The organism is Fuerstiella marisgermanici, assembly GCF_001983935.1.
GTDB classification, from domain to species: Bacteria; Planctomycetota; Planctomycetia; order Planctomycetales; family Planctomycetaceae; genus Fuerstiella; species Fuerstiella marisgermanici.
In genome coordinates this window covers 2,859,583-2,884,000 of sequence record NZ_CP017641.1, presented here as the reverse complement: position 1 = coordinate 2,884,000, position 24,418 = coordinate 2,859,583, and the positions used below count along the sequence as shown (strand labels likewise).

General features: G+C 56.1%; 17 protein-coding genes. 11 read left to right on the top strand and 6 right to left on the bottom strand.

Annotation, left to right across the window (positions count from 1 at the left end):
• Positions 1-242: 242 nt before the first annotated feature.
• The 3 genes from Fuma_RS10910 to lpxB all read right to left on the bottom strand — a co-directional run bounded on the left by Fuma_RS10910 (position 243) and on the right by lpxB (position 3,223).
• Complete coding sequence (locus tag Fuma_RS10910) at positions 243-1,166, bottom strand: DUF1559 domain-containing protein (RefSeq protein WP_229360894.1); 924 nt, start codon at positions 1,164-1,166, stop codon at positions 243-245.
• 190 nt (positions 1,167-1,356) lie between these two features.
• A complete protein-coding gene (locus Fuma_RS10905) occupies positions 1,357-1,779 on the bottom strand; it encodes a DUF2946 family protein (RefSeq protein WP_077024169.1) in 423 nt (140 codons plus the stop codon).
• A gap of 262 nt (positions 1,780-2,041) precedes the next feature.
• Positions 2,042-3,223 (bottom strand): lipid-A-disaccharide synthase, encoded by a 1,182-nt coding sequence (gene lpxB / locus Fuma_RS10900; protein ID WP_077028231.1) that lies wholly within the window; start codon positions 3,221-3,223, stop codon positions 2,042-2,044.
• A 222-nt stretch (positions 3,224-3,445) separates the two neighbouring features.
• Between lpxB and Fuma_RS10895 the strand changes: the two genes are divergently transcribed.
• The 8 genes from Fuma_RS10895 (at position 3,446) to Fuma_RS35230 (ending at position 17,135) form a co-directional block, all read left to right on the top strand.
• Positions 3,446-4,678 (top strand): aldose 1-epimerase family protein, encoded by a 1,233-nt coding sequence (locus Fuma_RS10895; RefSeq protein WP_158520940.1) that lies wholly within the window; start codon positions 3,446-3,448, stop codon positions 4,676-4,678.
• Positions 4,679-4,885: 207 nt separating this feature from the next.
• Positions 4,886-7,405 carry a DUF1553 domain-containing protein gene (locus Fuma_RS10890; protein ID WP_077024167.1) on the top strand — a complete coding sequence of 840 codons (2,520 nt, stop codon included), beginning with the start codon at positions 4,886-4,888 and terminating at the stop codon, positions 7,403-7,405.
• A gap of 6 nt (positions 7,406-7,411) precedes the next feature.
• Positions 7,412-8,872 carry a DUF1501 domain-containing protein gene (locus tag Fuma_RS10885; protein ID WP_077024166.1) on the top strand — a complete coding sequence of 487 codons (1,461 nt, stop codon included), beginning with the start codon at positions 7,412-7,414 and terminating at the stop codon, positions 8,870-8,872.
• Between the two features lie 49 nt (positions 8,873-8,921).
• The gene (locus tag Fuma_RS10880; protein ID WP_077024165.1) at positions 8,922-11,198 is read left to right on the top strand and encodes a tetratricopeptide repeat protein; all 2,277 of its coding nucleotides are present in this window, start codon (positions 8,922-8,924) and stop codon (positions 11,196-11,198) included.
• 192 nt (positions 11,199-11,390) lie between these two features.
• Entirely contained in the window at positions 11,391-13,646 is a 2,256-nt protein-coding gene (locus Fuma_RS10875; protein WP_077024164.1) for an NfeD family protein, read from the top strand.
• Between the two features lie 294 nt (positions 13,647-13,940).
• The gene (locus Fuma_RS10870) at positions 13,941-15,362 is read left to right on the top strand and encodes a UTP--glucose-1-phosphate uridylyltransferase (protein ID WP_077024163.1); all 1,422 of its coding nucleotides are present in this window, start codon (positions 13,941-13,943) and stop codon (positions 15,360-15,362) included.
• 4 nt (positions 15,363-15,366) lie between these two features.
• Positions 15,367-16,965, top strand: a complete 1,599-nt coding sequence (locus tag Fuma_RS10865) for a sodium:solute symporter family protein (protein WP_077024162.1) — start codon at positions 15,367-15,369, stop codon at positions 16,963-16,965.
• Positions 16,962-17,135: a hypothetical protein gene (locus Fuma_RS35230; RefSeq protein WP_158520939.1), complete on the top strand. Its 174-nt coding sequence runs from the start codon at positions 16,962-16,964 to the stop codon at positions 17,133-17,135. The genes Fuma_RS10865 and Fuma_RS35230 overlap by 4 nt, the downstream gene beginning before the upstream one ends.
• 131 nt (positions 17,136-17,266) lie before the next feature.
• Here Fuma_RS35230 and Fuma_RS10860 read toward each other — a convergent pair whose 3' ends face one another.
• Positions 17,267-18,334, bottom strand: coding sequence for a DUF4339 domain-containing protein (locus Fuma_RS10860; RefSeq protein WP_145944101.1), 1,068 nt, complete (start codon positions 18,332-18,334; stop codon positions 17,267-17,269).
• A 193-nt stretch (positions 18,335-18,527) separates the two neighbouring features.
• Positions 18,528-19,229, bottom strand: coding sequence for a response regulator transcription factor (locus tag Fuma_RS10855; protein WP_083731959.1), 702 nt, complete (start codon positions 19,227-19,229; stop codon positions 18,528-18,530).
• A 628-nt stretch (positions 19,230-19,857) separates the two neighbouring features.
• Here Fuma_RS10855 and Fuma_RS10850 point away from each other — a divergent pair.
• Both Fuma_RS10850 and Fuma_RS10845 read left to right on the top strand, forming a co-directional pair.
• The gene (locus Fuma_RS10850; protein WP_145944100.1) at positions 19,858-20,646 is read left to right on the top strand and encodes a hypothetical protein; all 789 of its coding nucleotides are present in this window, start codon (positions 19,858-19,860) and stop codon (positions 20,644-20,646) included.
• A gap of 123 nt (positions 20,647-20,769) precedes the next feature.
• Complete coding sequence (locus tag Fuma_RS10845) at positions 20,770-21,315, top strand: hypothetical protein (protein WP_077024159.1); 546 nt, start codon at positions 20,770-20,772, stop codon at positions 21,313-21,315.
• A gap of 167 nt (positions 21,316-21,482) precedes the next feature.
• Here the strand turns inward: Fuma_RS10845 and Fuma_RS10840 are convergent, their stop codons facing one another.
• Positions 21,483-22,724: a serine hydroxymethyltransferase gene (locus Fuma_RS10840; protein ID WP_077024158.1), complete on the bottom strand. Its 1,242-nt coding sequence runs from the start codon at positions 22,722-22,724 to the stop codon at positions 21,483-21,485.
• 269 nt (positions 22,725-22,993) lie between these two features.
• Here Fuma_RS10840 and Fuma_RS10835 point away from each other — a divergent pair, with 269 nt between their 5' ends.
• Complete coding sequence (locus Fuma_RS10835) at positions 22,994-24,412, top strand: MerR family transcriptional regulator (RefSeq protein ID WP_229360893.1); 1,419 nt, start codon at positions 22,994-22,996, stop codon at positions 24,410-24,412.
• The last annotated feature ends 6 nt before the right edge of the window (positions 24,413-24,418 follow it).

Sequence of the window (24,418 nt, the reverse complement as noted above, 5' to 3'; positions counted from 1 at the left end):
CGTCACCGTCACCTCAGCCGTCACAATCATGCGGTTGAGGTGACGGCGGCGGAGGATGGGGCGACCCCAAACCGTCAAAGCAACAACTGTAAGTCATTTCCAGAAAACTCACTTGAATCTCAAGACAGTCGCTACAAATATTGGCAATGGCCGTTCATCGCAGAACAATTGCACTCCGGATTCGCACTGGAATGCACAGTTCTGGCGATTGGCATGCCGAAGGACCTTCGGAGGTCGGTGAGTTAGAACTCACCGACCACTTCTCCGCCTCGGATCGTGGCCAGGGACTGGTAGAGACCGTGGTCGATGTTTTCGCTGATGAAACGCACCGAACCGTCGCCCAGCACAAACTGAGATCCGCCTGTGTGATTGCTGCTGAAGTCGTCCAGATGCGCGACCGGGTCGTTCGGCACGTGATCCGCTGAACCGAGGATTCGTTGGAACGCTTCTTCGCCTTCGGCAACCATTCCTGGCCATGTTGTATACCAGCCAAGAGCCATGTCTGTTCGTCGTTCGCCCAACATGAACGTGTTGGTGGTTCCGTCTGTGATGTCTCGAAACCGGATTCGGCTGTTGTGATAAAACACACCGTCACCGCGGCATTGTCCTGAAGGTGATACAGGGGCCACTCCAATCGCATTTTCGCAGCCGTCCAGTTCTTCAGTGCCGAACACGCCGATGTAGTTGGCGGTGGGCAGTTCGGCGAGGACCGTTCCGGGGCTGCCTTCTTCTTCAATTTCCCACTTTTCGGGCTTCGGGTCTGAAGGGCATTGCCAGGCAGGAATCACGGTGCCAAGGAACGCGGTGTTCACGGGATCGTGAATCGCGAAGTTAGCGTTGAACTGACTGTACAGATTCGACTGTTCGATGTTGGGAAGAATCATGGTCCCCCATCCGGCTCCATTCAGTCCTTCGTGCGGACTATGAGTGCGCGTGACGGGATCGACAGCAACCCAGCCTGATGGAAACAGTGAATGCACATCATGATAGTTGTGCAGCGCGAGGCCGAGCTGTTTGAGGTTGTTTTTGCACTGGGTGCGTCGAGCGGCTTCGCGAGCCTGTTGGACGGCAGGAAGCAGAAGGGCGATCAGGACGGCGATGATCGCAATAACGACTAGTAGTTCGATCAGAGTAAATCCGCGTGAGCGGCGATGAGAGTGTTTCACGGTGTTCTCCATACGCGAAGGCAGCGGCAATTGCGCTGGCGCGTTCAGTAATTGGGCACGGAAGTAAACCGGGGAGAAGCAAGACGCTGGTGCAGCGAAGATGCATTTCAAATGCAACAGGCCGCGCACCTGCTGACTGGTTTGGCCAGCGTGTCAGACGCGTGTGATCGTCCCGGAATCAAGGCTGTGTTTAAGCCTCGATGGGCGGTCCGCGAGGGCGAACTGAGAAGAAGACCGCGGTTTTCGCGGAGGCCGATTCGAACGGCACGGTTCCGACAACCAACCTGGATTCGTCGGGAACATCGACGATGGCTGGCGATTCAGTCACATGAGACAGCACGCTACAAATCGAGCACTGATGCTCATCGTGCGAAGGCTCATTGTCTTCTGGCTGATCGCTGTTTTCAGGCGTTTCGTGGTGAAGGCATCCGAACGGGCACGGCTTCAGCTGCGGAGAATTACCAGCCTCGACGTGAAGATCTTCGCCCGCACAACATCCTGCCGATTCCTGTTCCAGATGGACCAGTTTCCCACACACCAATACCGACATCGCCACGATCGCCAGCCAGCGACCGGCGTTTCGGAATGATGTTGTTGGGTTTGGGTAATGCATGGGGATTCAGGCAGAGTTTCGGCGTACCTGATTAGAGGTTCATCAGCAGGTCGAGTCAATAGCCGTGAGAACAGGCCGCAGAATATTCACAGGGTTGGTAGAGGTCTTCCACAACCTATTCTTACGTTGAAAGACTGCCGTGCGTTGAGCGCAAACTGCAAGCGAAGAAAATAGTTCTGTTTATTTTGGCGCAGAGAACGTGACTGGAATATGCCTCAAACTGAGTCAATTTGCACGTTTTGGCGGACTGCATGAGTTCGCTCTACGCCGCTCGCGATTTGTCCCTGGCCTTCGAATCGGCCGCGACCAGGTCGGACAGCAGTAATTCAGCCGTGCGTTCTGTGGCTCCTGTGACGGCGGTGGAGTCGGCGAGTTCCTGCATTTCCTCGCGACGCTGCTGAAGAATCTGCGGCGACTGGCAGCATTCCGTCAGCCATGTCGAGATTTTCTGCACATCGGCTGCGGGGTTGCCGGCTGACATGAATTCCGGCATGACTTCGCGGCCGGCGATCAGATTGGTCAGTGTGAAGAACTTACACGTCATGAAGAACTTCGAACCAAATCGAACGTAACGGGCGACTCGATACAGTACCACGCCAGGCGTGCGGCGAGCCAGCAGTTCCAGGCTGATCGATCCGCTGACCATCAGGCAGCAATCAGCGGCTTCGATAACTTCCGACGTGCGGTCAATATAGTACGTCAGGTCCGCATCCAGTTGTTTGTCCTTCTGCATGCGACGGCATTCTTCGACGTGTTCCGTCCGATAGTTGCCGACGACCCAACGCACATTGGGCACTGCTTCGCTGACTTTGCGAATCACGTCCAGCATGACCGGGAAGTTGCGGTCGACTTCGTGGTTGCGAGAACCAGGTAGCACGGCGATCACTTTTTGCTGATCGCTGTTGCGGAGTTCCGACAGCAGACCTTCGTCCAGCTGCTTCGACGCGACTTCGTCAAAAAACGGATGGCCGACCCACGTCGCGTCAACTCCACGACTGCGATACCAATCGAATTCGAACGGCAGCGCACAGATGACTTTGTCGATAAATCGGCGGACCTTCTTAATACGCCACGGAGCCCACGCCCATAGCTGCGGCGGCAGATAGTAGTAGACCGGGATGCCGCGTTTTTTGGCGGCCTTTGCGATCCACCAGTTGAATCCGGGGAAGTCGACCAGCACGACGGCATCCGGCGGCGATTGGTCGAAGTGCTGTTCTGCCTTGATGACCAGGCGGCGGAATTTCGCCAGCATCGGCAACACTCGCAGAAAGCCCATCACGGCAAGTTGAGTGAGTTCGAACAGCAGCGAACAGCCCTCCTGCTGCATGGCGGGGCCGCCAAAACCTTCGGCGCGGAATTCAGCGTGACGATCCTTTAAAGCGGCAATTAAGTGAGCCGCGTGTTGGTCACCGCTGGGTTCGCCGGCAGAGAAAAAGATTCGCATGAAGGTTTCCGAAGCTGCTGAAGGCGTCATTGCCAAACCGACGGAAAGTTCCGCCAGCGTCATTCCGTGAGGATTCCGGACATTGTCTGAGGTTGGTGCGGATTGGTCAACACAGGCTGTTCACGAATACCCCGTCAGCCGCGCCGCCGAATTGAAGTGCCTTCGGTTTTCCCCTAAATTGTTTCTCACTTCCATATAAAACACAGTCATCAAGGCACGAATGTGGCAACGTCCTCTACTTTGATTAACACCACTTTGATCAACACCACTTTGATCAACACCACTTTGATCAACACCGCCGACGGAATTCACCAAGACGGTCTTCTGCTGGATCATCAGTCAACAAAGCTGGACCAGTTTGGCGATCAGTGGAGTGTCGGGCTTCGGCGACTGCGTGGCGGACTCAGCGACGGCGTGGATGTCGTGTGGCTGGACAACGGCTGTTCGCGGATTGCCGTCCTTCCGACTCGCGGCATGGGCGTTTGGAAGGCCGAGGTCGCGGACCTGCCACTGGGGTGGAAGTCGCCGGTCGAACGCCCCGTGCATCCGGCGTTTGTCGATCCCATGCGCCGCGGCGGAATCGGCTGGCTGGACGGCTTCAACGAACTCGTATGTCGCTGCGGCCTTGGTTGGCACGGTGCTCCCGGAACGGACATCGTTAAAGACGACGCGGGCAATGTGGTGTCTGAACAGTTTCTGTCTCTGCACGGACGTATTGCGAATCTGGCGGCTCATGATGTGCGAGTCGAAATTGACGACGACGGAGCGATTTCCGTGATCGGCGTGATTGACGAAGCCAGCGTGTTCGGCGGAAAGCTGCGTCTGACGTCGACGTTGAGGACTCATATTGGCAGCAACACCTTCGAGATTATCGACGGCGTGCAAAATCTGAGCTCGGCCGCGGCTGAAGTTGAAATGCTGTACCACTGCAACATTGGCCGCCCGTTCTTGGGCGAAGGAGCCGCCGTCCATACGGCCGCCGAAGAAGTCGCACCGCGCGATTCGCGAGCCGCCGAGGACGTTGATTCGTGGGCTACGTATCGCGGACCGGAGGCCGGTTACGCCGAACAAGTTTACTTCACCAAACCGATCAGTGACGACGACGGCAGAGGGTTAGCGGTTTTGAAGAGTCCCACCGGCAGCGAAGCGGTGAGTGTGCGATTCGACACCAACACGTTGCCGTGGCTCGCGGTGTGGAAGAATACTCAGGCGGAAGAAGACGGTTATTGCACGGGCATCGAACCGGCCAGCAGCTTCCCGAATCTCAAAACATTCGAACGTTCGAAGGGCCGAGTCATCAATCTCGACAGTCAGGCAGACGTGACGTTTCGGTTAGCGATCTCGGTGGCTAATGACGCGGACGACGTCGCCAAATTGGTTCAGGAAGTTGACACGCTGCAACAGCGTCAGCCTGTAAGCCTTTCTCGTGAACCGAACCCGGACTGGAGTGCGTGACCAACGATGTTGCAAACTTCTGCGTTCTGCAGTTCTTTCGAACACCGACTGTTTGCGACGGCTGGAAGCGCCTAACATGGTTGCAAAGCGGCACGTGAGAGGCGATTCAGTCGTTGACCTTCGGCCGCTTTGCTGGTAGTTTCTTCACAACGCTAATTAATCATCAGTTCACGCCCCTTCCCTCCTTCAACTGCGCATCATCCCGCCATGCAGCTTCGATCGATATTTTCCGTTGCCGCCGTTTTGTTGTTTGCGGCAGTTACCTGCGCAGATGATGCGGCGACGTTTTCTGAAGAACAGACCGCGTTCTTTACTGACAACGTCGTTGCGGTTCTAAAAGACAACTGTCTGAAGTGTCATGCCGGGAAAGAACCGAAAGGCGGATTGAATCTGACCAGCCGAGCCGCCATTTTGAAGGGCGGAGAATCCGGGGCGGCCGTCGATCTGAAAGATCACGCTGAGAGCTATCTGGTCCAGGCGATTAACTATGACGGTTGGGAAATGCCGCCGACGGGCCAGATGTCGCCGAAGCAGATCGGCGTTCTGACCAAGTGGGTCGAAATGGGTCTGCCGTGGCCCAAGGATTTGCACGAAATCGAATTTGAAGTCGAACCCGGTCCGCCGGAAGTCAACGAAGAGAACAAACAATTCTGGTCGTTTCAGCCGGTACAGGCACAGCCGGTTCCTTCCGTCGACAAGCCTGGCAACAACGAAGTGGATTCGTTCATTCGGCGCAAACTGGCCGACGCTGGTCTGCAACCTTCGCCGCCCGCTGAACCTCGCGAACTGATCCGCCGCATGCACTACGACTTGCTCGGTCTTCCGCCGGAACCGGACTTGGTGGTTCGATGGTCGAAGCGGATTACCGGCGACGACGGTACGCTAAATCAGACGGTTGTTAAAGAGTACATCGATCACCTGTTGGAGTCGCCTCATTACGGTGAGCAATGGGGACGGCACTGGCTGGACCTTGTCCGCTACGCAGAAACCAACAGCTACGAACGAGACGACGCGAAGCCGTTTGTCTGGCGATATCGCGACTACGTTATTGAATCGTTTAACAGAGACAAGCCGTATGATCAGTTCGTGATCGAGCAATTGGCCGGCGACGAAATTGATACCCCAACCGCCGACTCCCTAATCGCCACCGGCTATTATCGGCTGGGGCGCTGGGACGATGAGCCTGCCGATCGGAAGTTGGCTTTCTACGACGATTTGGACGACATCGTTTCCACCACAAGTCAGACGTTTCTTGCTCTGACGGTTAACTGTGCTCGCTGCCACGATCACAAGATCGACCCCATCCCGCAGCGCGACTACTACCAAATGGTTTCGTTCTTTCACAACGTCCGTCGCTACGGCGTGCGTGCTGATAAATCAGTGCTGGAGGCTTCGGTCATGGAGATCGATCGTCCTGCGGATGAAGCGACCTACAAGGCGGCGCTGGCACGTTACGAAAAAGACTTGAACGAAGCACAGAGCTTCCTGAACAAGATCGAAAAGCTGATTCAGGACGATCTTCAGGATGTGGAAAAAGAAGAATTCCAATACACCATGAACCGCGTCCCCATCGTCGAAAAACGCAAGGGCGGAATTCTGAACGAACGTCAGGTGAAGAACTACAAGCGGCAGTTCGAACGTCTTCAAAGTTTAAAAGAAACCAAGCCGAAGGGACTGGCGTCCGCACTGGTTGTGAAGGAAGACATTAGCGAAATTAAACCGACGTACCTGCTGGCTCGCGGAAATCCGCATGCCGAAACCGATGAAGTCGTCCCCGGTTTTCCGTCGATACTGTCGCCTCCCGAAGCCGTTATTCCGACACCACCCAAAGACGCGAAGTCGTCCGGTCGACGAAGGGTGCTGGCCGAATGGATTGCGAGTCCTGAGAATCCGTTGACGGCTCGCGTCATGATGAACCGCATCTGGCAGTTCCACTTCGGCCGCGGCATTGTGCGGTCATCCAGCGACTTCGGTTTTCAGGGCACCCGCCCGACTCATCCGGAACTACTCGACTGGCTGGCCGCCAGGTTCGTCGAAAGCGGCTGGTCGATGAAGGCGATGCACCGTCTGGTGATGTCGTCGTCGGCCTACCAAATGTCGTCGCGGCCCAACGAAAAGTCCTACGCAGTTGATCCATCAAATGATCTGTTCTGGCGTTTTGATATGAGGCGTCTTTCTGCCGAAGAAATTCGCGATTCAATTCTGTGGGCCAACGGCAGCCTGAATAGTGACAAGATGTTCGGGCCCAGCATTTACACGGAGATTCCAGACGCCGTCAAGGCGGGGCAATCTCGGCCCGGTTCTGGCTGGGGCAAGTCTTCGCCAGAAGACGAAGTACGCCGCAGCATCTACATTCACGTGAAGCGATCGCTGCTGGATCCACTAATCGAAAGCTTCGACTTCGCCGACACAGATCAAACGTGTCCGGTGAGGTTCGTGACGACTCAGCCAACTCAGGCATTGGGGATGCTGAACAGCGACTTCGCATTGAAGCAGGCCGATGTGTTCGCCGAAATGCTTAGAAAGAAAGCTGACGATTCTGCTGCCGATCGCGTGAAGTTCGCGCTGCGGCGCGTGATGCAGCGAGATCCCTCTGATGCCGAAATCAAGCGTGGACTCGACCTGATGGCCGGACTGAAAAAAGAGAACGAACTGAACGACGATCAGGCGTTGAAATACTTCTGCCTTGTCGCGTTGAACTTAAATGAGTTTATGTATCTGGATTGAACGATCATGAAACCGAAAAACTTCTGCGGCCGTACGCGTCGCGAAATGCTGTGGCAGGCGGGCGCCGGATTTACGGGGCTGGGCCTGACCGCACTACTGGATCAGGACGGCTTTTTGTCGCAGCAATCTGTTGCGGCCGACGCGGAGACCGCGTGGACAAACCCACTGGCAGAAAAGGAGCCTCATTTCACGCCCAAGGCGAAGAATGTAATCTTCTTTTACTGCTACGGCGGCCCCAGCCACATTGATACCTTCGACTATAAACCCGACATGTACGGCATGGACGGTAAGACGATCGAAGTCAAAACATTCGGTCGTGGCGGCCACAAAAATCAGGGTCGCATCGTCGAGCCTCGCTGGAAGTTCAAGCAGTACGGCGAATGCGGCAAATGGGTGAGCGACCTGTTTCCACACTTGGGCACATGCGTTGACGATATTTCGTTTATTCATTCGATGACGGCCGATTCTCCAATCCATGGTTCCGCCATGCTGATGATGAATTCCGGCAAGGTGCTTAGCGGTCATCCGTGTCTGGGCTCGTGGGTGAACTACGGACTGGGCAGTGAAAATCAGGACCTGCCTGGCTTTGTCGTGATGCTGGATCCGCGAGGCGGCCCGATCAGTGGGGCGAAGAACTGGAGCAGCGGTTACATGCCGGCCACATATCAGGCCACGGTCATGCGTTCGCAGGGCGACCCGATTCTGGACCTTTCGCCGCCGGATGAACTGGCCAGCGGTGGGCAGCGCAGACTTCTGGATACGCTGCGAGAATACAATCAGGCACACCAGGCACCGCGGCACGACAACAGTAACCTGGCGGCAAGAATCGCTTCGTATGAACTCGCGTTTCGCATGCAGGCCGAAGCTCCCGAAGCGGTTGACATCGCTCAGGAATCAAAGGCCACGCAGGAACTGTACGGCTTGAACGATCCGAAGTGCTCAACCGTCGGCAAGCAATGTCTGCTCGCGCGGCGTTTGGTCGAACGAGGCGTGCGGATGGTGCAAATCTATTCCGGTGGAGCTCACAACGACGACAACTGGGACGCTCACGGCGACCTTGAAGATAACCACAATCTGCACGCAGCCGAAACGGACAAACCACTGGCCGGATTGATCAACGACCTTAAACAGCGAGACATGTTGAAGGACACGCTGATCGTTTGGGGTGGCGAGTTTGGTCGACAGCCAACGGCAGAATACGCCAAGGGAACTGGTCGAGATCACAACAGCTACGGCTTTACCATGTGGATGGCCGGCGGCGGTATCAAGGGCGGTACCAGCATCGGCACCACCGACGAACTGGGCGGTCGAGCGGTTGACGACAAGTTCCATGTCAAGCATCTGCACGCCACCATTCTGCATCAGATGGGGCTGGACCCGGAAAAGCTGACGTACTTCTTTGGCGGCCTGGACAACAAGCTGGTCGGCGTCGAAGGTGCTCAGCCAATCTGGAAGGTGATGAGTTAGGTACGGCCCTTTTCAGCGACACCCCAAAAGTGCAGGCAGGGCGCGTACCTTGGCGACCATCGAAGAAGCACTCAACACGGCTTTGGGCCTGCATCAGTCGGGCCAACTGCCGCAGGCAGAAACCATTTACCGCCGCATTCTGGAAGTGCAGCCTCAGCATGCATCAACGCTGCACCTGCTGGGTGCGGCGTGTTTGCAGCAGCGGCGAGCTACCGATGCGATTGGATTTCTGGAACAGGCCGTCGCGCTGACACCCGAAAACGCGGAAGGATTCGACAACCTGGGTGGTGCGTACCAGGCGGCAGAACGATGGCAGGATTCTATCCCCGCGTTTCGCCATGCGCTGCAGCTTGATCCCGCCAACGCTAAGTTTCACTTCGACCTTGGCAACACCTTCAAGGCACTCGGTCAGCAGCAGGAAGCGATTGAGTGTTTTGAATCGGCCGTTCGGCTGAACCCAAAGTTTCTGCAGGCGATCAATAATCTCGGCACCACGCTCACGGCAGTTGGGCGACTGGATGATGCAATCGCCACGCTGCGATCAGCACTGGCATTAAAGCCGGATTACGCGAACGCTCAAAACGGGTTGGGGAACGCGTTACTGGATGCGGGGCAGGGGGCCGAAGCGATTCGATGGCTGAAAAGCGCCGTCGCGTTGAAACCGAATGAAGCGAAGTTTCACTGCAATCTGGGAGTCGCTCAAAAAGCGACGGGTGATCCAGACGGGGCGTATCAGTCTTACCAGGCGGCTCTGCAGTTGCAGCCAAACATGCTGGAAGCTCGCAAGAATCTCGCCAATCTGTTCCTCAGTCAACAACGTACGTCCGAAGCCATTCGTGAATTCGAGGCCGCAGTAAAGCTGGCGCCCAATGATGCGGAGCTGCTGACTTCCCTGGCAGACGGCTATCGCAATTTGGAAGACTTTGAGGAGGCTCGTGCGTTGTACGCGAACGCCGCCGAATTGGAACCGGATGACGGCTGGCTGAAGCTGAAGGAGGCGTTTCTTTGTCGCGGAGTGTTTGAATCGGAAGACGACATTCACACGTTTCGAAATCGTCTGCTGCAACAATTGCAAGTTGCGCAGCCAGGAACGTTGGCGCACATTAACGTGGAATTCAAAGGTCTGATGCCGCCGTTCGGGCTGACATATCACGGGCTGGACGACAGGCCAGTGAAAGAGTCACTTGCCAGCCTGTTTACAGGATCGTTCCCCACGGCATCGCCGCCGCGCGGTGCTGCTTCGGAAAAAGCAAAGATCGGTTTCGTTGTGACGAACGGGCATCAGGGAATTTTTCTGCGCTGCATGGCGGGCATCGTTGATCGATTGAACCGAGATGAATTCGAAGTCTGGATTGTTGCTCCTGCAGTCGCGGCGAATGCGATTCGCGAAGGGCTCACGAATCCGCAGACTCAAGTTCTGGAACTTCCTGACCGCTACTATCGGATGGTCAACCCGCTTCGTCGGCAACAGTTTGATCTGCTGTATCACTGGGAATGCGGGACAGATTTGCTGAACTACTTTCTGCCGTTTGCACGCTTGGCGACCGTGCAATGCACGGGATGGGGATTGCCGGTAACGTCCGGGATTCCGGCAATGGATTTCTATCTCAGCAATAAACTGGTCGAGCTACCCGACGCGTCTGCGCACTATTCGGAACAGCTTTACCTGGCAGACACTTTTCTTACCTGGCAGGAACCGGTCCGAATCCCATCACCGCTGAAGTCGCGTGCGGAACTCGGCTACCGCGACGACCAGCATCTTTATGTGTGTGCTCAAAACTTAATGAAGCTGCACCCGAATTTTGATGAGATTCTACGCGAGATTCTGCAGCGCGACTCGGCTGCGACAATCGTACTGGTTGAAGCAAAGATTCCAGCGCTGACGGATCGTCTGAGAGCGCGTTTCGAGAACACTCTGGCAGGTGCGGCAGATCGAGTTCAGTTTCGACCTCGAATGGACTTCGACGAATACCTCAGCCTGCTTTCAATCGCCGACGTCGCGTTGGATCCGCTTTACTATGGTTCGGGAATCACGGCATATGAAATCTTTAGTTGCGGCACGCCGCTGGTAACGCTGCCGACGAAGTTTCGACGAGGCCGTTTTGTGGCGGCGTGCTACCAGAAAATGGGCGTCACGGACTGCGTGGCGACCGATGAAGGCAACTACGTCGAAATCGCCTGTCGACTTGCCGAATCGCCCTCACATCGCGCTGCTGTTTCCGCATCGATTGAAGCCCATCGCGGCGAGCTGTTTTGTGAGGACGCAGCCGTTACGGAATTCGAACGAGCACTGAACGCGATGCTGAAGAGCGTCGAGCCGCAATAGATTGGCCTTCTGAGCAACAAGCTGATGAGGCAAAATTCGGCGTCGAACGCCGGGCGAAATTCTTCGCGATTGGATCGAGGTTTTGCAGGAATACAGGAATCCGTTGCCAAGCAAACAGCGTTCCTGACGAATTACTGTCGGAACCGGCGATTCAGGTGTAGAATACTGCGATTGCCGATGCAGGAGCGAAGAATGCAACCGTCGAAGTATTTTCAAACAGTCTGTTGTCTGACGACCGTTTTCTGCTGCGCCGTTCACGGTGTCGCTCAGGACGACGCGGCCCAAGCGCGCATGCGTCGGATGGGGCAGTTTGTGTCGCTGACGTCGCCAATTAATGAAATTCAGGTTGCGCGAGTTGGTAACCTTGCGGTGGAATTACAGGCTCAGGCCGAACGCGAAGATAAAGAAGCAGTGCTTGTTCTGGAAATTCCGGCCGGGTCCAGCACGTTCGGTCAGGTCAGCGATATGGCTCGCCGATTGACGCGAGCCGACATTTCTCGAGTTCGCACGGTAGCGTGGGTGCCGGAAACCGTTGATGGGTATCACGCCATTCTTGCATTGGCATGCCACGACATCGTGATGGATCCCGACGCTGCCCTGGGCGACATCGGGCGCGGTGCGACAGTTCCCGATGAAGAACAGCAATTCATCCTTAGCATCGTCAAGCGACGGCGGAACAGCCGGGTTTCTTTGGGAGTTGTCCACTCGATGATGGACCCGTCGCTGGAACTGCTGCGCGTTCGTATGGAAGGTGCGACGGGGCTTGAAGAACAGCGGTTTCTGACGCCTCCCGAACTGAAAATCATGCGGGATCGCAACACGGTGATCAGCGATACACAAACGATCAACGACATCGGAGCGCCAGGACTGTTCAATGCGTCGGACGCTCAACGCAGCGGCTTTTTGGTCGCGAAGACGGTGAAATCGCGTCGCGATGTGGCGGCACTGTACGACCTTCCCAATTCGGCGTTGCGAGAACAGTTCGGTGGCGACAGTGATGTGAAAGCTCAACTGATTCGCATCAACGAAGCAATCACGCCGCTGACCGAAGAATTTATTCTGCGACAAATCCGCACGTCTGTGTCCAAAGGAGCCAACCTGCTGATTTTCGACATCGAATCGCCGGGCGGGTATCTGACGTCCAGTGTGAGTATCGCCAACGCGATCGCGGAGCTGAATTCTTCAAAAGTGACAACCGTCGCGTGGATCGAAAACCAGGCGTTAAGCGGTGCGGCCATCATTGCGTTCGGTGCTGATCGAATCATTATGCGGCCGGACGCACGCATTGGCGACGCGGGCGTGATTCAGGAAACCGAAGCCGGCGGTGCGTTCGAACGAGCGCCAGAAAAGATCAAAAGCGATTTTCTGGTCACGGTGCAGAATCTGGCCGAACGCAAGAATCGTCCGGTGGCTTTGCTGCAGGCAATGGTCGACAAAGATTTGACCGTTTATCAGGCCACGAACAAAGAAACGGGCCGAGTCACCTACATGACCGAGTTGGAGATTCAGGATTCCAACGAGGAATGGGTGAAGGGGCCGGTCGTGCCTGAGTCGCGTGATGATGTGCTGCTGACGGTCAACGGGCAGCGAGCTCACGACCTAACGCTGGCCGACGCTCCGTGCGAAAACTTCGATGCGTTGCGGTTGCGGCTGGGAGTTCCGGAAAACAATCCGCTGAAGCCACAGGCCAGAACATGGGTCGATACGTTGGTGTGGGTCCTGCGCACTCAAATTGCCGGGTTTGGGCTGATCACGCTGGCGATCTTGTGCATCTACATGGAATTGCATCTGCCGTCGGGCTTCTTCGGCATTCTGTCGATCGTTTTCTTTTCGCTGTTTTTCTGGAGTCGCTATTTGGGCGAAACAGCGGGGTCGCTGGAACTGATCATGTTCGTGCTGGGGATTGGTCTGCTGGCGCTCGAAATTTTTGTTGTCCCGGGCTTCGGTGTGTTCGGTGTATCCGGCATTTTGTTGATGGCTGGTTCGCTGGTGATGGCCAGCCATACGTTCGCCGGCATGTCGGCGGGCGAACGGTTTAATGAATCGATGAGCAGCCTTGGCAGTTTGGCGGGCGCGCTTTGCACGGTGATTGTCGTGGCGATGATTCTGAACCGATTTTTGCCGTCGATGCCCTTCATTAACAAGCTGATTCTGACACCTCCAGGCTACGCCGACGTGGACGAAAACGCACCTCAGCTGAATCCAACGATCCTAAGTTCGGCGGGAACATCTGGTCCCGTCAGCACGGGGGATGTCGGCGTCGCAGCGTCGACTCTGCGGCCGTCCGGCAAGGCCAACATCGGCGACCATTTTCTGGACGTCGTTAGTGACGGAGGCTACATCGACCACGGCACGGAGATCGAAGTGATTCGCATTGCCGGCAACCGAATTATCGTGCGGCCGCATGAACCCGGCGGCGACGAAGACGATGATGCCGAGACCGCGTAGCTGCCGCTCTTCGCCGCTATTGAGTGGCCGAAAGTCTCGACGCAGCGTCCACAACAGGTTGTCCGTGGTCACCGGTGTGCGCGACGAAATCGCCAGCCGTAGCGGCGCTGCCTGAGTCATCGCTGACTGCGTGAACACTTCCTTCGTGGATTTTGTGCCGCTGGTTTGCCTGTCGGTTGCGATTGTGCGAAGTGGATGCGGGTCGGGGGAAACGTTATTGGAAAATTGCTACGATGTGCGGCGCTCAGGTTCTACTTCCACCACGTCAATGCCTTCATCCTTTCGAATTGTGAAATGACATCGACTAAAGAACAGCTTCTCGAACGCTTGAAACCTTTCGGCCAGCAACACCTTTTGAACTGGTGGGACGAACTGTCAGCGGATCAGCAAAACGCTCTGGCCGAACGCATTCAGCAGATCGACTTCGCTCTGATTGAAAAAATTCGCCAGGCCGCCGGCAACAAAGAAGCCGCAGACGGAGCGGCCGACAGTGCTGCACGAATCGAATCTGCGGCCGCTCCCCGCAGCGTTGTGTTGCAGCCAACCACGGACGCCGAACGAAACCAGCAGCAAAACGACACTGCGCTGGGCGAACAGTTGCTGGCTGACGGTAAGGTCGCAGTGATCACTGTCGCCGGTGGCCAGGGAAGTCGGCTGGGGTTTGACGCTCCCAAAGGCATGTTTCCCATCGGCCCGGTCACCGATCGAACTCTGTTTCAGATCTTTGCCGAACAAATTGCGGCTCGCAAAAAGCGGCACGGTGGACAGATCCCCTGGTTAATCATGACCAGCGCGGCGACTCACCAACCGACCGTCGATTTCTTTCAACAGCAGAACCACTTCGGCCTCGATCACGCCACTATTCACTTTTTTCAGCAGGGCAGTTTGCCGGCCGTCGACGCCAAAACCGGAAAGGTGTTGATGGCGGACAAAGCGTCCATCTGCTTGTCGCCGGATGGTCATGGTGGCCTTGTGACGGCGCTGGAATCGTCCGGGTTGCTGAAGCAATTGGCCGACGCTGGCGTCGAACAAATCTTCTACCACCAGGTCGACAACCCGACCGTCATCATGTGCGACCCGGCTTTGATCGGCGTACATCGTCGTCGAGAATCGCAACTGACCACCAACGTCGTGAAGAAGTCCAGTCCCACCGAAAAGATGGGCGTGCTGGTGGACGTGAACGGTCGACTCGAAATTATCGAATACAGCGAACTCACGGAAGAACAGGCGGCGAAGGAGGATGAATCCGGTCAGTGGATTTTCTGGGCCGGCAACACCGCAATCCATGTGTTCGCTCGCACGTTTTTTGAAGAACTGGCGTCGGACGGCTGTCGACTGGAACTTCACGTTGCCAACAAAAAAGTGGCGCACATTGACCAGCACGGGCAGCCTGTGGAACCGGAATCTCCCAACGCCAACAAGTTCGAACGCTTCATTTTTGACGCTCTGCCACTGGCAAAGAACGCGTTGATCGTAGAAGGTAACCGCGACCGCGAATTTAACCCCGTCAAGAATGCGGACGGAAGCGATTCGCCCGCGACGTCGCGAGCGGCATTGAATCGTATTGGTCGTGAATGGCTGGCGAAGGCGGGACACAACATTCCGGACGGCACCAACGTCGAAATCAGTCCGCTGATTGCGTTGGACGAAGACGAACTGGCAACCAAACTATCGGACGGAACCGTTTCCGTCAGTGACCTGACAGACGCTGATTAACGACATGAACGAAGCCGCCCGCGAAGCATTCAGCCAGACGAACTTCAGTACGCTCGACACTGTGATCGTTGTGGCCTACCTGACGATTTCGTTAGGCATCGGCCTCCTCGTAAAACGCTACGCCGGGTCGATGGAAAATTATATCGGCGCCGGCCGCAAGCTGGGCACATGGCTGGGCGTGGCCACGATGACGGGCACAGAACTGGGCCTGGTCACGGTGATGTATTCGGCTCAAAAGGGTTTCAACGGAGGATTTGCGGCGTTTCATATTGGGCTGATTGCTGGTGTCGGAACGTTGTTTGTGGGCCTGACGGGCTTTATTGTCGGGCCATTGCGGCGCATGGAAGTGCTGACGATTCCCGAATTCTACGAAAAGCGATTCAACAAAAAGATCCGCGTTCTGGGTGCTGTGATTCTGGTGTTCGCCGGAATCCTGAACATGGGCCTGTTTCTGAAAACGGGTTCGATGTTCATCGTGGGCGTCACCGGCATGGCCAGCGAAAGTTATGCGTTGCACTGGGTAATGGTTGGCCTGCTGACGCTGGTGCTGGTGTACACCACTTTGGGCGGAATGATTTCTGTCGTGCTGACAGACTATGTGCAATTTGTCGTGCTGTCCTTTGGCCTGCTGCTCGCCACCGTGCTGGCCATCTGGAAACTCGGATGGACACACATCTTCGATACTGTGCAGATTCATCTGGGAGACGCCGGCTTCGATCCGACTTTGGAAGGCTTCGGCTGGTCGTACATGTTTTGGATGGTCATCACGACCGGTTTTGTCGGTGCGGCTGTCTGGCCAACTGCGGTTGCTCGAGCATTAGCGATGGAAAGTGAGAAGTCGGTGCGGCGTCAGTATTGCTGGTCGTCGATTTCGTTTGCCGTGCGATTTATCATTCCCTACTTTTGGGGCATCTGCGCGTTGGTGTTTATAGTTGGCGGCGGCGAAGGATCGGGGCTGCAGGAATTGTTCTGGCCGTCGGATGCAAGTCAGGCGCCGCTGGACGATTTGTATGCGATGCCCATCTTTTTAGGTCGTCTGCTGCCGCCGGTGATGATCGGCATCGTGACGGCCGGCATGATTGCCGCCTTCATGTCGACTCACGATTCGTACTTCCTGGCGTGGAGTTCCGTGATCACTCAGGACATTGTCGCGCCATTGAAGTCGTCCGAATTTCCGACTGCTTCACGAGTTCGGCTGACTCGAATTCTGATCGTCTTAATGGGCGGCTACGTGCTGTGCTGGAGTCTGTTCTACACAGGCGGAGAAGATATCTGGGACTATATGGCGGTCACCGGTGGCATCTATTTCACGGGCGCTTTTGTGGTGTTGATGCTGGGCGTTTATTGGAAAGGTGCCAGTTCGTTTGGCGCGTTTCTGGGGCTGCTGTCCGGCTTGTTTATGCTGCTGGGACTGGAACCGATTCAAAAAGCGAGCGGCCTGAAATACCAAAACGAAGCTGGCGACTGGATCGAAGTTCTGACCAGTCCTCAGGTCGGCCTGCTCACAGTTGCCGTCGCAATTGTGCTGACGGTCGTGGGGTCGCTTTTGCGGCCGGATGAGCCGAATGATAAGCGAGTCGCGATTCCGGAGTATCAATCATGAATTGGGTGATCATCTGGAAAGTCGTTTTCGTGGCGCTGCTGAGTGCCTTTGGGCTGATGTCCGTCCTGGTCATGGTTCGCGGAGCCGCCGATATTCGCAAATTGCTGGCGGCGTTGAAAGACGAAGCTGATCAGGCCGACGCAGAGACCAGTAAGAGCGACTTGAATTGAGCCACCGAAGCGGGCCGCTGATCCGGGCCGGCCTCGCAGGGCGTGAAGTTGGTCCGACGCCGCACGCGGAGTGGAGCAATGTGACGTGCTCCCGCTCCTGCCGCTTGGCTTTGTACGTCTTGTGGCGAAGGTTACGGCCGCCCCGTCCCGGGAATACTGCTCGCAGGATTTCCGGTGCCTGGACTGTTTGTGCCTGGACTGCTCGCACCGGTGCTGTTTGTGCCAGAATTGTTCGTGCCGGGGGCTTCTGCTGGCGGTGTCGCGCCGGGCGGGGCCTCGCCGAGTGGGGTTTGGCCAGCTGGCGGTGGATTCGGCTGCGGTGCTCGCGGCGGAATCAGTTGCGGGGCCGTCAACGAACCTGCTTCGCTGAACCGCGTTTGCTGCTGGATCATGTTGTCCACAAGTTCCAACTGCTGCATCACTCGTTGAGCTGCATCCTGCTTGTTGACCGGAAGCTCTTTGAGCATGCGAGGAATGTCGTCTCGCGCGACAAACAGCAGCTTCTGCTTCACGTGATCCATGGCCGACGCATTTTCGTCAAGACGCTCTACCAGCGGCGCTAGCTCGGTCAGAATCCGTTCCATCATCGGAATCCACTGGTCGGCAGCAGCTCCTGTCTGATGCGCGCGAACGATCTGACTGTGATAACCCTGCAGTGTTTTCAGATCAGCGGTGTCCTGAGTGAAATCTTCCTTCATGAACGCAAACCACGACAGCACGCCCAACACCAGCAACAGCACGACGGCAAGCACCTTGACGTTTGATTCAATCCAGTCGACAAGTCCGGTCAGAACGCCATCGGTGTCGTCGCCCTCCCAGTCCTCATCATCATCGTCGTGTTCATCACGAATGTCGTCGTCATCATCATCTGGCACAGAAGTTCGACGTCGGGTCGCCTGCGGTTTGGAAGCCCGCTGTGTTTTGCGACGAGATCGTTCGGGAGGATCGTCGTAGTCATCGTCTTCGTCGTCATCGAACGGTGATCCGCCCGAACGAAAATGGCCGTCCTCGTCGTCCGGTTCCGGCCCGCCCGCTTCGGCAAACAGTTCCGGGAAATCGCCTGCCGGGTACCAGTTTTTCCGGTCTTCCGACACGTGAAAGTGGCGACTAAAACGCCCTCGGCGTAACAGTCCCTGGATGCGTTCTTCTGAGAACGGGCCTTGCACACGACCACGGTTTCGAATCCAGTAACGCGCCAAAATGGTCTCCGGGAAAATGCCGTGAACGTGGTCGGGGATAGCGACGACAGCAGGATCTGATTCAGTTTAGTGCAATCGCGGGCGGAGGTGCAATTCGACGCCCCAAACAATAAACCGCGCATGAAAAACGCCGTGCGAAGATTCGCACGGCGTTTTCAATTGGCCCGTCAATTCTTTCGCAGCGACAAGAAGCTTACACTTCTTCGGCAGCGTTAAAATTGAAACACATTCGGATCAAGTGAGCCACATTGTCTGCTCGCATCTTATCGTTGATGCGGGCTCGATGAGCTTCGACCGTCTTTGTGCTGACCGTGAGTTCTTCAGCGATCTCGCGGCTGGAAAGTCCATCCACAACGTGATCCAGAACTTCTCGTTCGCGACCTGTCAGTCGGTTGAGACTGTCTTCCGTTGCGTCCAGTTCGTCGTCCATGTCGACGTCGACATCATAGTAGTGATCGTACGCTCGACCGACTGCTGCAACAAGATCATCAACTTTCACTGGCTTGCAGAGAAAGTCGAAAGCACCATTCTTCATGGCTCGCACAGCCATTGGCACGTCAGCGTGACCTGAGATCATGACAACGGGCAGCGGGAATTCTTCTTCGGCCAGTTTTTCCTGCAGTTCGATGCCAGACATGCCCGGCAGGCGAATGTCCAGAACCAATACGCCGGGAACAACTTCGCGGTAATCGCGATAGAATTCCATGGCGGTCATGTAATCGTTGACCTGAAGCTTTTCTTCTTCCAAAGCTTCTTTCAACGACGCACGAATGCCCTGGTCGTCTTCAACCAGAAACACGGTGAAATCTCGTCGCTTGCGCGGACTCTCAAATTCGGTCGGTGGTGGAGCTTTCTTTGGCTTCCTGCGAGTGATACGGCCCTTTTTTGGTAACATCAAATTTCCCCTGTTTTCTGGAAACGATTGCAGACGCTTCGGTTATGGTGCTGTCGACGACAGTACATCTGAAAATTGCCGAATACAATCCGCATATCAGAATCGTGTGTGAACCACTGCAACTCTTGACGCGCAACTGTTAAGAACTCTCCAAACAGTTTTGCGCCACTTACTATCTATAGACTACAGTAGTTCATTTATCGCCCCTTAGTCCTCCAACCTTCCTTCAAGCAGTGTGTCTGACGCCGTTGCGTAAGATCACAGGCTGCCCGTGTGAAAAAATTTCGGATTTCATGCGGGTGTTATACGCCCCATATACCTGTATTTCAACATACCGAATGGAGGACTGCCCACATTTGGGAAGGCATTAACGCATAAACACCTGCAGAATGGGGCAACACCCTCACGTAAAGAATGGGTTTTGCGGGTGTCCGCAAAGTGATCAGAACACTTCCATAGTAGGCTGCCTCTACGATCTGAGGTTGACGCCTGCCGCGTGGATTTCTTACACATCCGACGCCGATTCTGTCGTGATTGCTGAACATACGTAACCGCAGAAGCCCCGCGCATTCCTTCCCCGCGTCCCTGACGCCTCTTGAACCTGGCAAGCGGTACGAAAGCCATCACCATGACACACTTACGGGAGATGCGGCTGATCTGCGTCGTCCTGGCCATGTGTGGGGTCGGCTCGGAACTGGCATGCGGACAGGTCTGGGTGGATCATCAGAAGACTGAATCGCTTGAAGTGTTCTCCGAATTTCGGGTCGATGTCGACGGCATCGTGAAAGAACTGCAAGCAGTCCAGCGCGAAGTCCAGACGTTGCTTGAGCTGTCTGGCGACAATCAAAATGTCCAGCTGATTCTGTTTAAGTCACCGGCCAGCTATCGGGCGTACCTGTCGAGTCGAATTCCGGAAGGATTAAAACGCCGTGCGATTTTCTACAAGCACGGCGGTTTGTTTCAGATCTATGCGTATCGTCACGCTGAGCTGACGGTCGACTTGCGCCACGAATACACTCATGCACTGCTGCACCAGTCGTTGCCCTACGTTCCGTTGTGGATCGACGAAGGGCTGGCCGAGTTTATGGAAGAACGCCCGGAGACGCGTGAAAAATCGTCGCGACTGGCTGGGATGAAATGGCGTTGTCGCAGCGGTTGGCAGCCAAAGCTGGAGCGGCTCGAACAGATTCCGGCGGCATCCGCGATGACGGCAGCTCACTATCGTGACAGCTGGGCGTGGGTTCATTATCTCATGAACGATTCCACTGACACCCGATTGATGCTGAAGGACTACCTGCAGGCAATTTCTGCCGGAGAAGCCCCCGGTGCCTTTAGTGAATGGGCGGTCCAACGTGAAACTGAAGTCGTAAAACGCATAGGTTCGTATTTTCGGAGATTTCGGATTTCACTACGCTGACAGCGCGGCGCGGTTTGCCGCTTTATGAGCTGCTTCTGCAGGACCTGCCAACGATGACAGTCGTCGCAGGCTCACAAGATGTAGCTCGGACTGTTTGCTGGCCCCTGTTCTCGGGTTACTATCGTGAAACACTCTTCGATCGGTTCACCCATTTCCAGTGCCGTCGCTTTGGCGCTGGTGTTAAGTCCATGTCTGCAGTCGATTGCGTTTAGCGATGAGCGTCCGACGGCTCCGCCAGCTTCGATTGTGCGAGACGTGCAGCTGAATCCGCACGGCGCTGTCGAGTTTGCAGTCGTCGACGGGGCTGGTAAACCGGTTCCCCAAACGTTGGTCCGTGTCGAACACAAGGGACATCCCATCGCCTACGTGCGTAGCAACAGCGAAGGGAAAATCCTGATCAAGCGTTTGCGGCCCGGCGTGCATTCGCTGCTGACCGGCGGGCAAACGACAGCTTTCCGGTTGTGGAATCCCGAAAACGCACCGCCATCTGCGGTCACTCGCCCGGCGGTTGTTGTCGGCAACGAACAGCTACTGGGACAATACGGGTACGGCGCACCGATGGTTTCTCCAGCCATGATGGCCACAGGCGTTACCGCGACCGCTTTGGCTGTCGTGCTGTCCGGAAAAAGTTCGGGCACCGACCACACCGTGTCGCCAGCAAGCCCATAGAAGGCTTCGGCTGGGCTGTGCAACATTCATCCTACGACGCGCCGTGAATTAATGGATTTCGGTTCACACTCACGTCGCCGCGAAACACCGGAACTCAGCAAGTTCCGGTGTCCGCGTTTTTGACCGACGTCATTAGTGCTGAGCCAGCTGCAAGTGTCTTGCGCCGGCTACGCGATGCCCGGCACGGGGAAGGCCTTCGTGAATTCCGCGATCTCGGCGCGGATGCGGGTGAGTTCCGAATCGTTGTCGCAATTCTTCAGCACTTCCAGAATCCACGCTCCCACTTTTTTCATCTCATCGGTTTTCATACCACGAGTGGTCAGGGCGGCGGTTCCGATTCGAATACCGCTGGGGTCCATAGGCTTGCGTTTGTCGAAGGGGATCATGTTCTTGTTGACGGTAATGCCCGCTTTGTCCAACGCTTCTTCGGCGATGCTGCCGGACAGGTCGATAGCCGTCACGTCGCACAGCATCAGGTGGTTGTCCGTGCCGCCGGACGCCAGTCGCAGCCCGCCCGCGAGTAGTGTTTCGGACAGCGTCTTTGCGTTGTCGACGATCTGCTGAGCGTACTGCTTGAATTCCGGTTTCAGCGCTTCGCCGAAGCAGATGGCCTTCGCCGCAACAATGTGCATCAGCGGTCCGCCCTGCATGCCGGGGAACACACTGCGATCGATATCTTTGGCAGCGTCTTTGCGGCACAGAATCAAGCCGGACCGAGGACCTCGCAAAGTTTTGTGCGTTGTGGTCGTCACAAAGTCGGCGACGGGAACCGGGTTGTTGTGAATGCCGCCCGCGACAAGGCCTGCGTAGTGAGCCATATCCACCATCAGGACCGCGCCGTTTTCTTTGGCGATGTCAGCGAACTTAGCGTGGTCGATTTCGCGAGGATACGCGCTGGCTCCGGCGATGATCATCTTCGGCTTGTGTTCTTTGGCCAAAGCCGCCACCTGATCGAAGTCGATCCGATTGTCGTCTTCTCGAACACCGTAGTGAGCTGTCTTGTACAGCTTGCCACTGAAGTTCAGTCGCATGCCGTGAGTCAAGTGCCCACCGTGGGCGAGGTCCATGGCCAGCACGGTGTCGCCAGGTTCCATCACGGTCAGATACACGGCCATGTTGGCCTGCGATCCGGCATGAGGCTGAACGTTGGCGTGCTCAGCGCCGAACAATTCACAGGCTCGTTCGCGAGCGATGTCTTCGACGGTGTCGACGTGTTCGCACCCGCCGTAGTAGCGTCGACCGGGATAGCCTTCGGCATATTTATTTGTGAGTACCGTGCCGGCCGCTTCCATGACGGCTTCGCTGGTGTAGTTTTCCGACGCGATCAATTCCAGACCTTCGGCCTGGCGAGTGCGTTCGTGGCAGATGGAGTCCCAGACGGCCGGGTCGCTTGATTGAATCGTTGGCATGAGCTCTTTTGATGTTGGTTTGAGTGTTTGAGGTACTGTTGTTTTGCCGGAAAACCAGCGGTTAGCGTCCTGCCGCTTACGAAGCCTACGCGGCAACGGGTGGCAATGTGGCAGACGCTATTGCCGCACCGCCGGATTTTTTCGGACTTATATCACTAGAAGGTCCGAATGCTACCGTTTGTGGAATTTCTACGGTATGGTCGCGACGATAGCTGTCACGGATTCGAATGGAATCCAAACTCCCGGAAAATGTACGACGAGTCTCCCCCGTGACCGATTCAACGGAATTCCCTGAACTGAAAAACACAGAACTGAACAGTTCGCTGCCGCTGTCCGGCGAATGCGTGACGTTCACCGGCACGCTGGCGTCCATGGTTCACCGGGAGGCCGCTGCGCTGGTCGAAACGCACGGCGGCCGCTCAGTGCAATCTGTGTCTGGCGCCGTGACAATGCTGGTGGTTGGCGAAGAAGGTTGGCCACTGGAAGAAGACGGCGAGGCTTCGCAAAAGCTGAAGCTGACGACTCAACTGGTCGCCGATGGTGCCGAGATTCGGGTCGTGTCTGAATCGGACTGGCTGCACCTGATCGGCCTCAACGAACGCCGAGACGAAATTCAGCGGTCTTACACGCCCGCAATGCTAAGCCGACTGTTGAATGTGCCAGTAGGGATCATTCGCCGGTGGGACCGCATCGGGCTGATCAAGCCGGTTCGGCGAATCAGCCGACTTCCATACTTTGACTACCGTGAAGTTGCGAGTGCTCAGCGATTGGCCAATTTACTTAATGAAGGCGTCCGCGCAGAAACACTCGAACGCAGCCTTGTGGAACTGAGTATGACTCTGACCGGCACAGACAGATCGCTGGCTCAACTAACACTGCTGGTGCAGGACGAAAAAATCGTGCTGCGAGATGCTCACGGAGTTCTTAATCCGCGCACCGGTCAGCGGTTGCTTGATTTCGGGGTTGAGCCGCAGTTGTCGCTTCATGTTGAGCACGATTCGAATCAGCCTGCTGGGGATGCCGACGCTGATGAAGGATCTGACGCAGACGAGCCGACAGCAGAGCAAGCCTACGATGAAGGCCCGATTGCAATTTCCATCGTCGAAGCTCGACTGAAGCTGGACGATCGCAGCATGCAGGAATGGACGGCCGATGAATGGTTCAATGAAGGCTGCCGTCTGTCGGAAGAGGGAGCGTTCGAATCGGCGGTGAATGCTTTCCGAAACTGCCTGAGTCTACTGGCGACCAGTTCTGGCGGCGCCAGCGGTGAGCCCATTCAGGCGGTTGAAGACGTTGGCGTTTACCCCGACCCGGCCGATGTTCACTTCCATCTGGCCGACGCGTTGTACCGCGCCGGGAAAACCGAAGCGGCTATTGAGCGGTATCACTGTGCCATCGAATCCGCGCCCGATTTTATCGAAGCATGGACGCAACTGGGATGCCTGCAGACTGAATGCGAGCAATGGGCGGCTGCGGAAGAAGCCCTGTCGACGGCGATTAAGATTCACGATTCAAATCCCGACGCGCTATTGCATTACGCCCAATTGCTGGATCAGATGCAGCGTGGGGATGAGGCCATTGGCTATTGGGAAAAGTACCTGCGGTACGATTCGCGAGGTCCGTGGGCGGATCACGCTCGTGGACGACTGGATGAGGCGGCAAAGGCCACGCCGTTGCTCACCGACTGAACTCGT

What these genes read in the sequence shown, in the direction of transcription:
- Fuma_RS10905 (WP_077024169.1), bottom strand. Translation starts at nt 1,779, where the DNA reads ATGCATTACCCAAACCCAACAACATCATTCCGAAACGCCGGTCGCTGG.
- lpxB (WP_077028231.1), bottom strand. Translation starts at nt 3,223, where the DNA reads ATGCGAATCTTTTTCTCTGCCGGCGAACCCAGCGGTGACCAACACGCG.
- Fuma_RS10890 (WP_077024167.1), top strand. Translation starts at nt 4,886, where the DNA reads ATGCAGCTTCGATCGATATTTTCCGTTGCCGCCGTTTTGTTGTTTGCG.
- Fuma_RS10885 (WP_077024166.1), top strand. Translation starts at nt 7,412, where the DNA reads ATGAAACCGAAAAACTTCTGCGGCCGTACGCGTCGCGAAATGCTGTGG.
- Fuma_RS10875 (WP_077024164.1), top strand. Translation starts at nt 11,391, where the DNA reads ATGCAACCGTCGAAGTATTTTCAAACAGTCTGTTGTCTGACGACCGTT.
- Fuma_RS10870 (WP_077024163.1), top strand. Translation starts at nt 13,941, where the DNA reads ATGACATCGACTAAAGAACAGCTTCTCGAACGCTTGAAACCTTTCGGC.
- Fuma_RS10865 (WP_077024162.1), top strand. Translation starts at nt 15,367, where the DNA reads ATGAACGAAGCCGCCCGCGAAGCATTCAGCCAGACGAACTTCAGTACG.
- Fuma_RS35230 (WP_158520939.1), top strand. Translation starts at nt 16,962, where the DNA reads ATGAATTGGGTGATCATCTGGAAAGTCGTTTTCGTGGCGCTGCTGAGT.
- Fuma_RS10855 (WP_083731959.1), bottom strand. Translation starts at nt 19,229, where the DNA reads ATGTTACCAAAAAAGGGCCGTATCACTCGCAGGAAGCCAAAGAAAGCT.
- Fuma_RS10850 (WP_145944100.1), top strand. Translation starts at nt 19,858, where the DNA reads ATGACACACTTACGGGAGATGCGGCTGATCTGCGTCGTCCTGGCCATG.
- Fuma_RS10840 (WP_077024158.1), bottom strand. Translation starts at nt 22,724, where the DNA reads ATGCCAACGATTCAATCAAGCGACCCGGCCGTCTGGGACTCCATCTGC.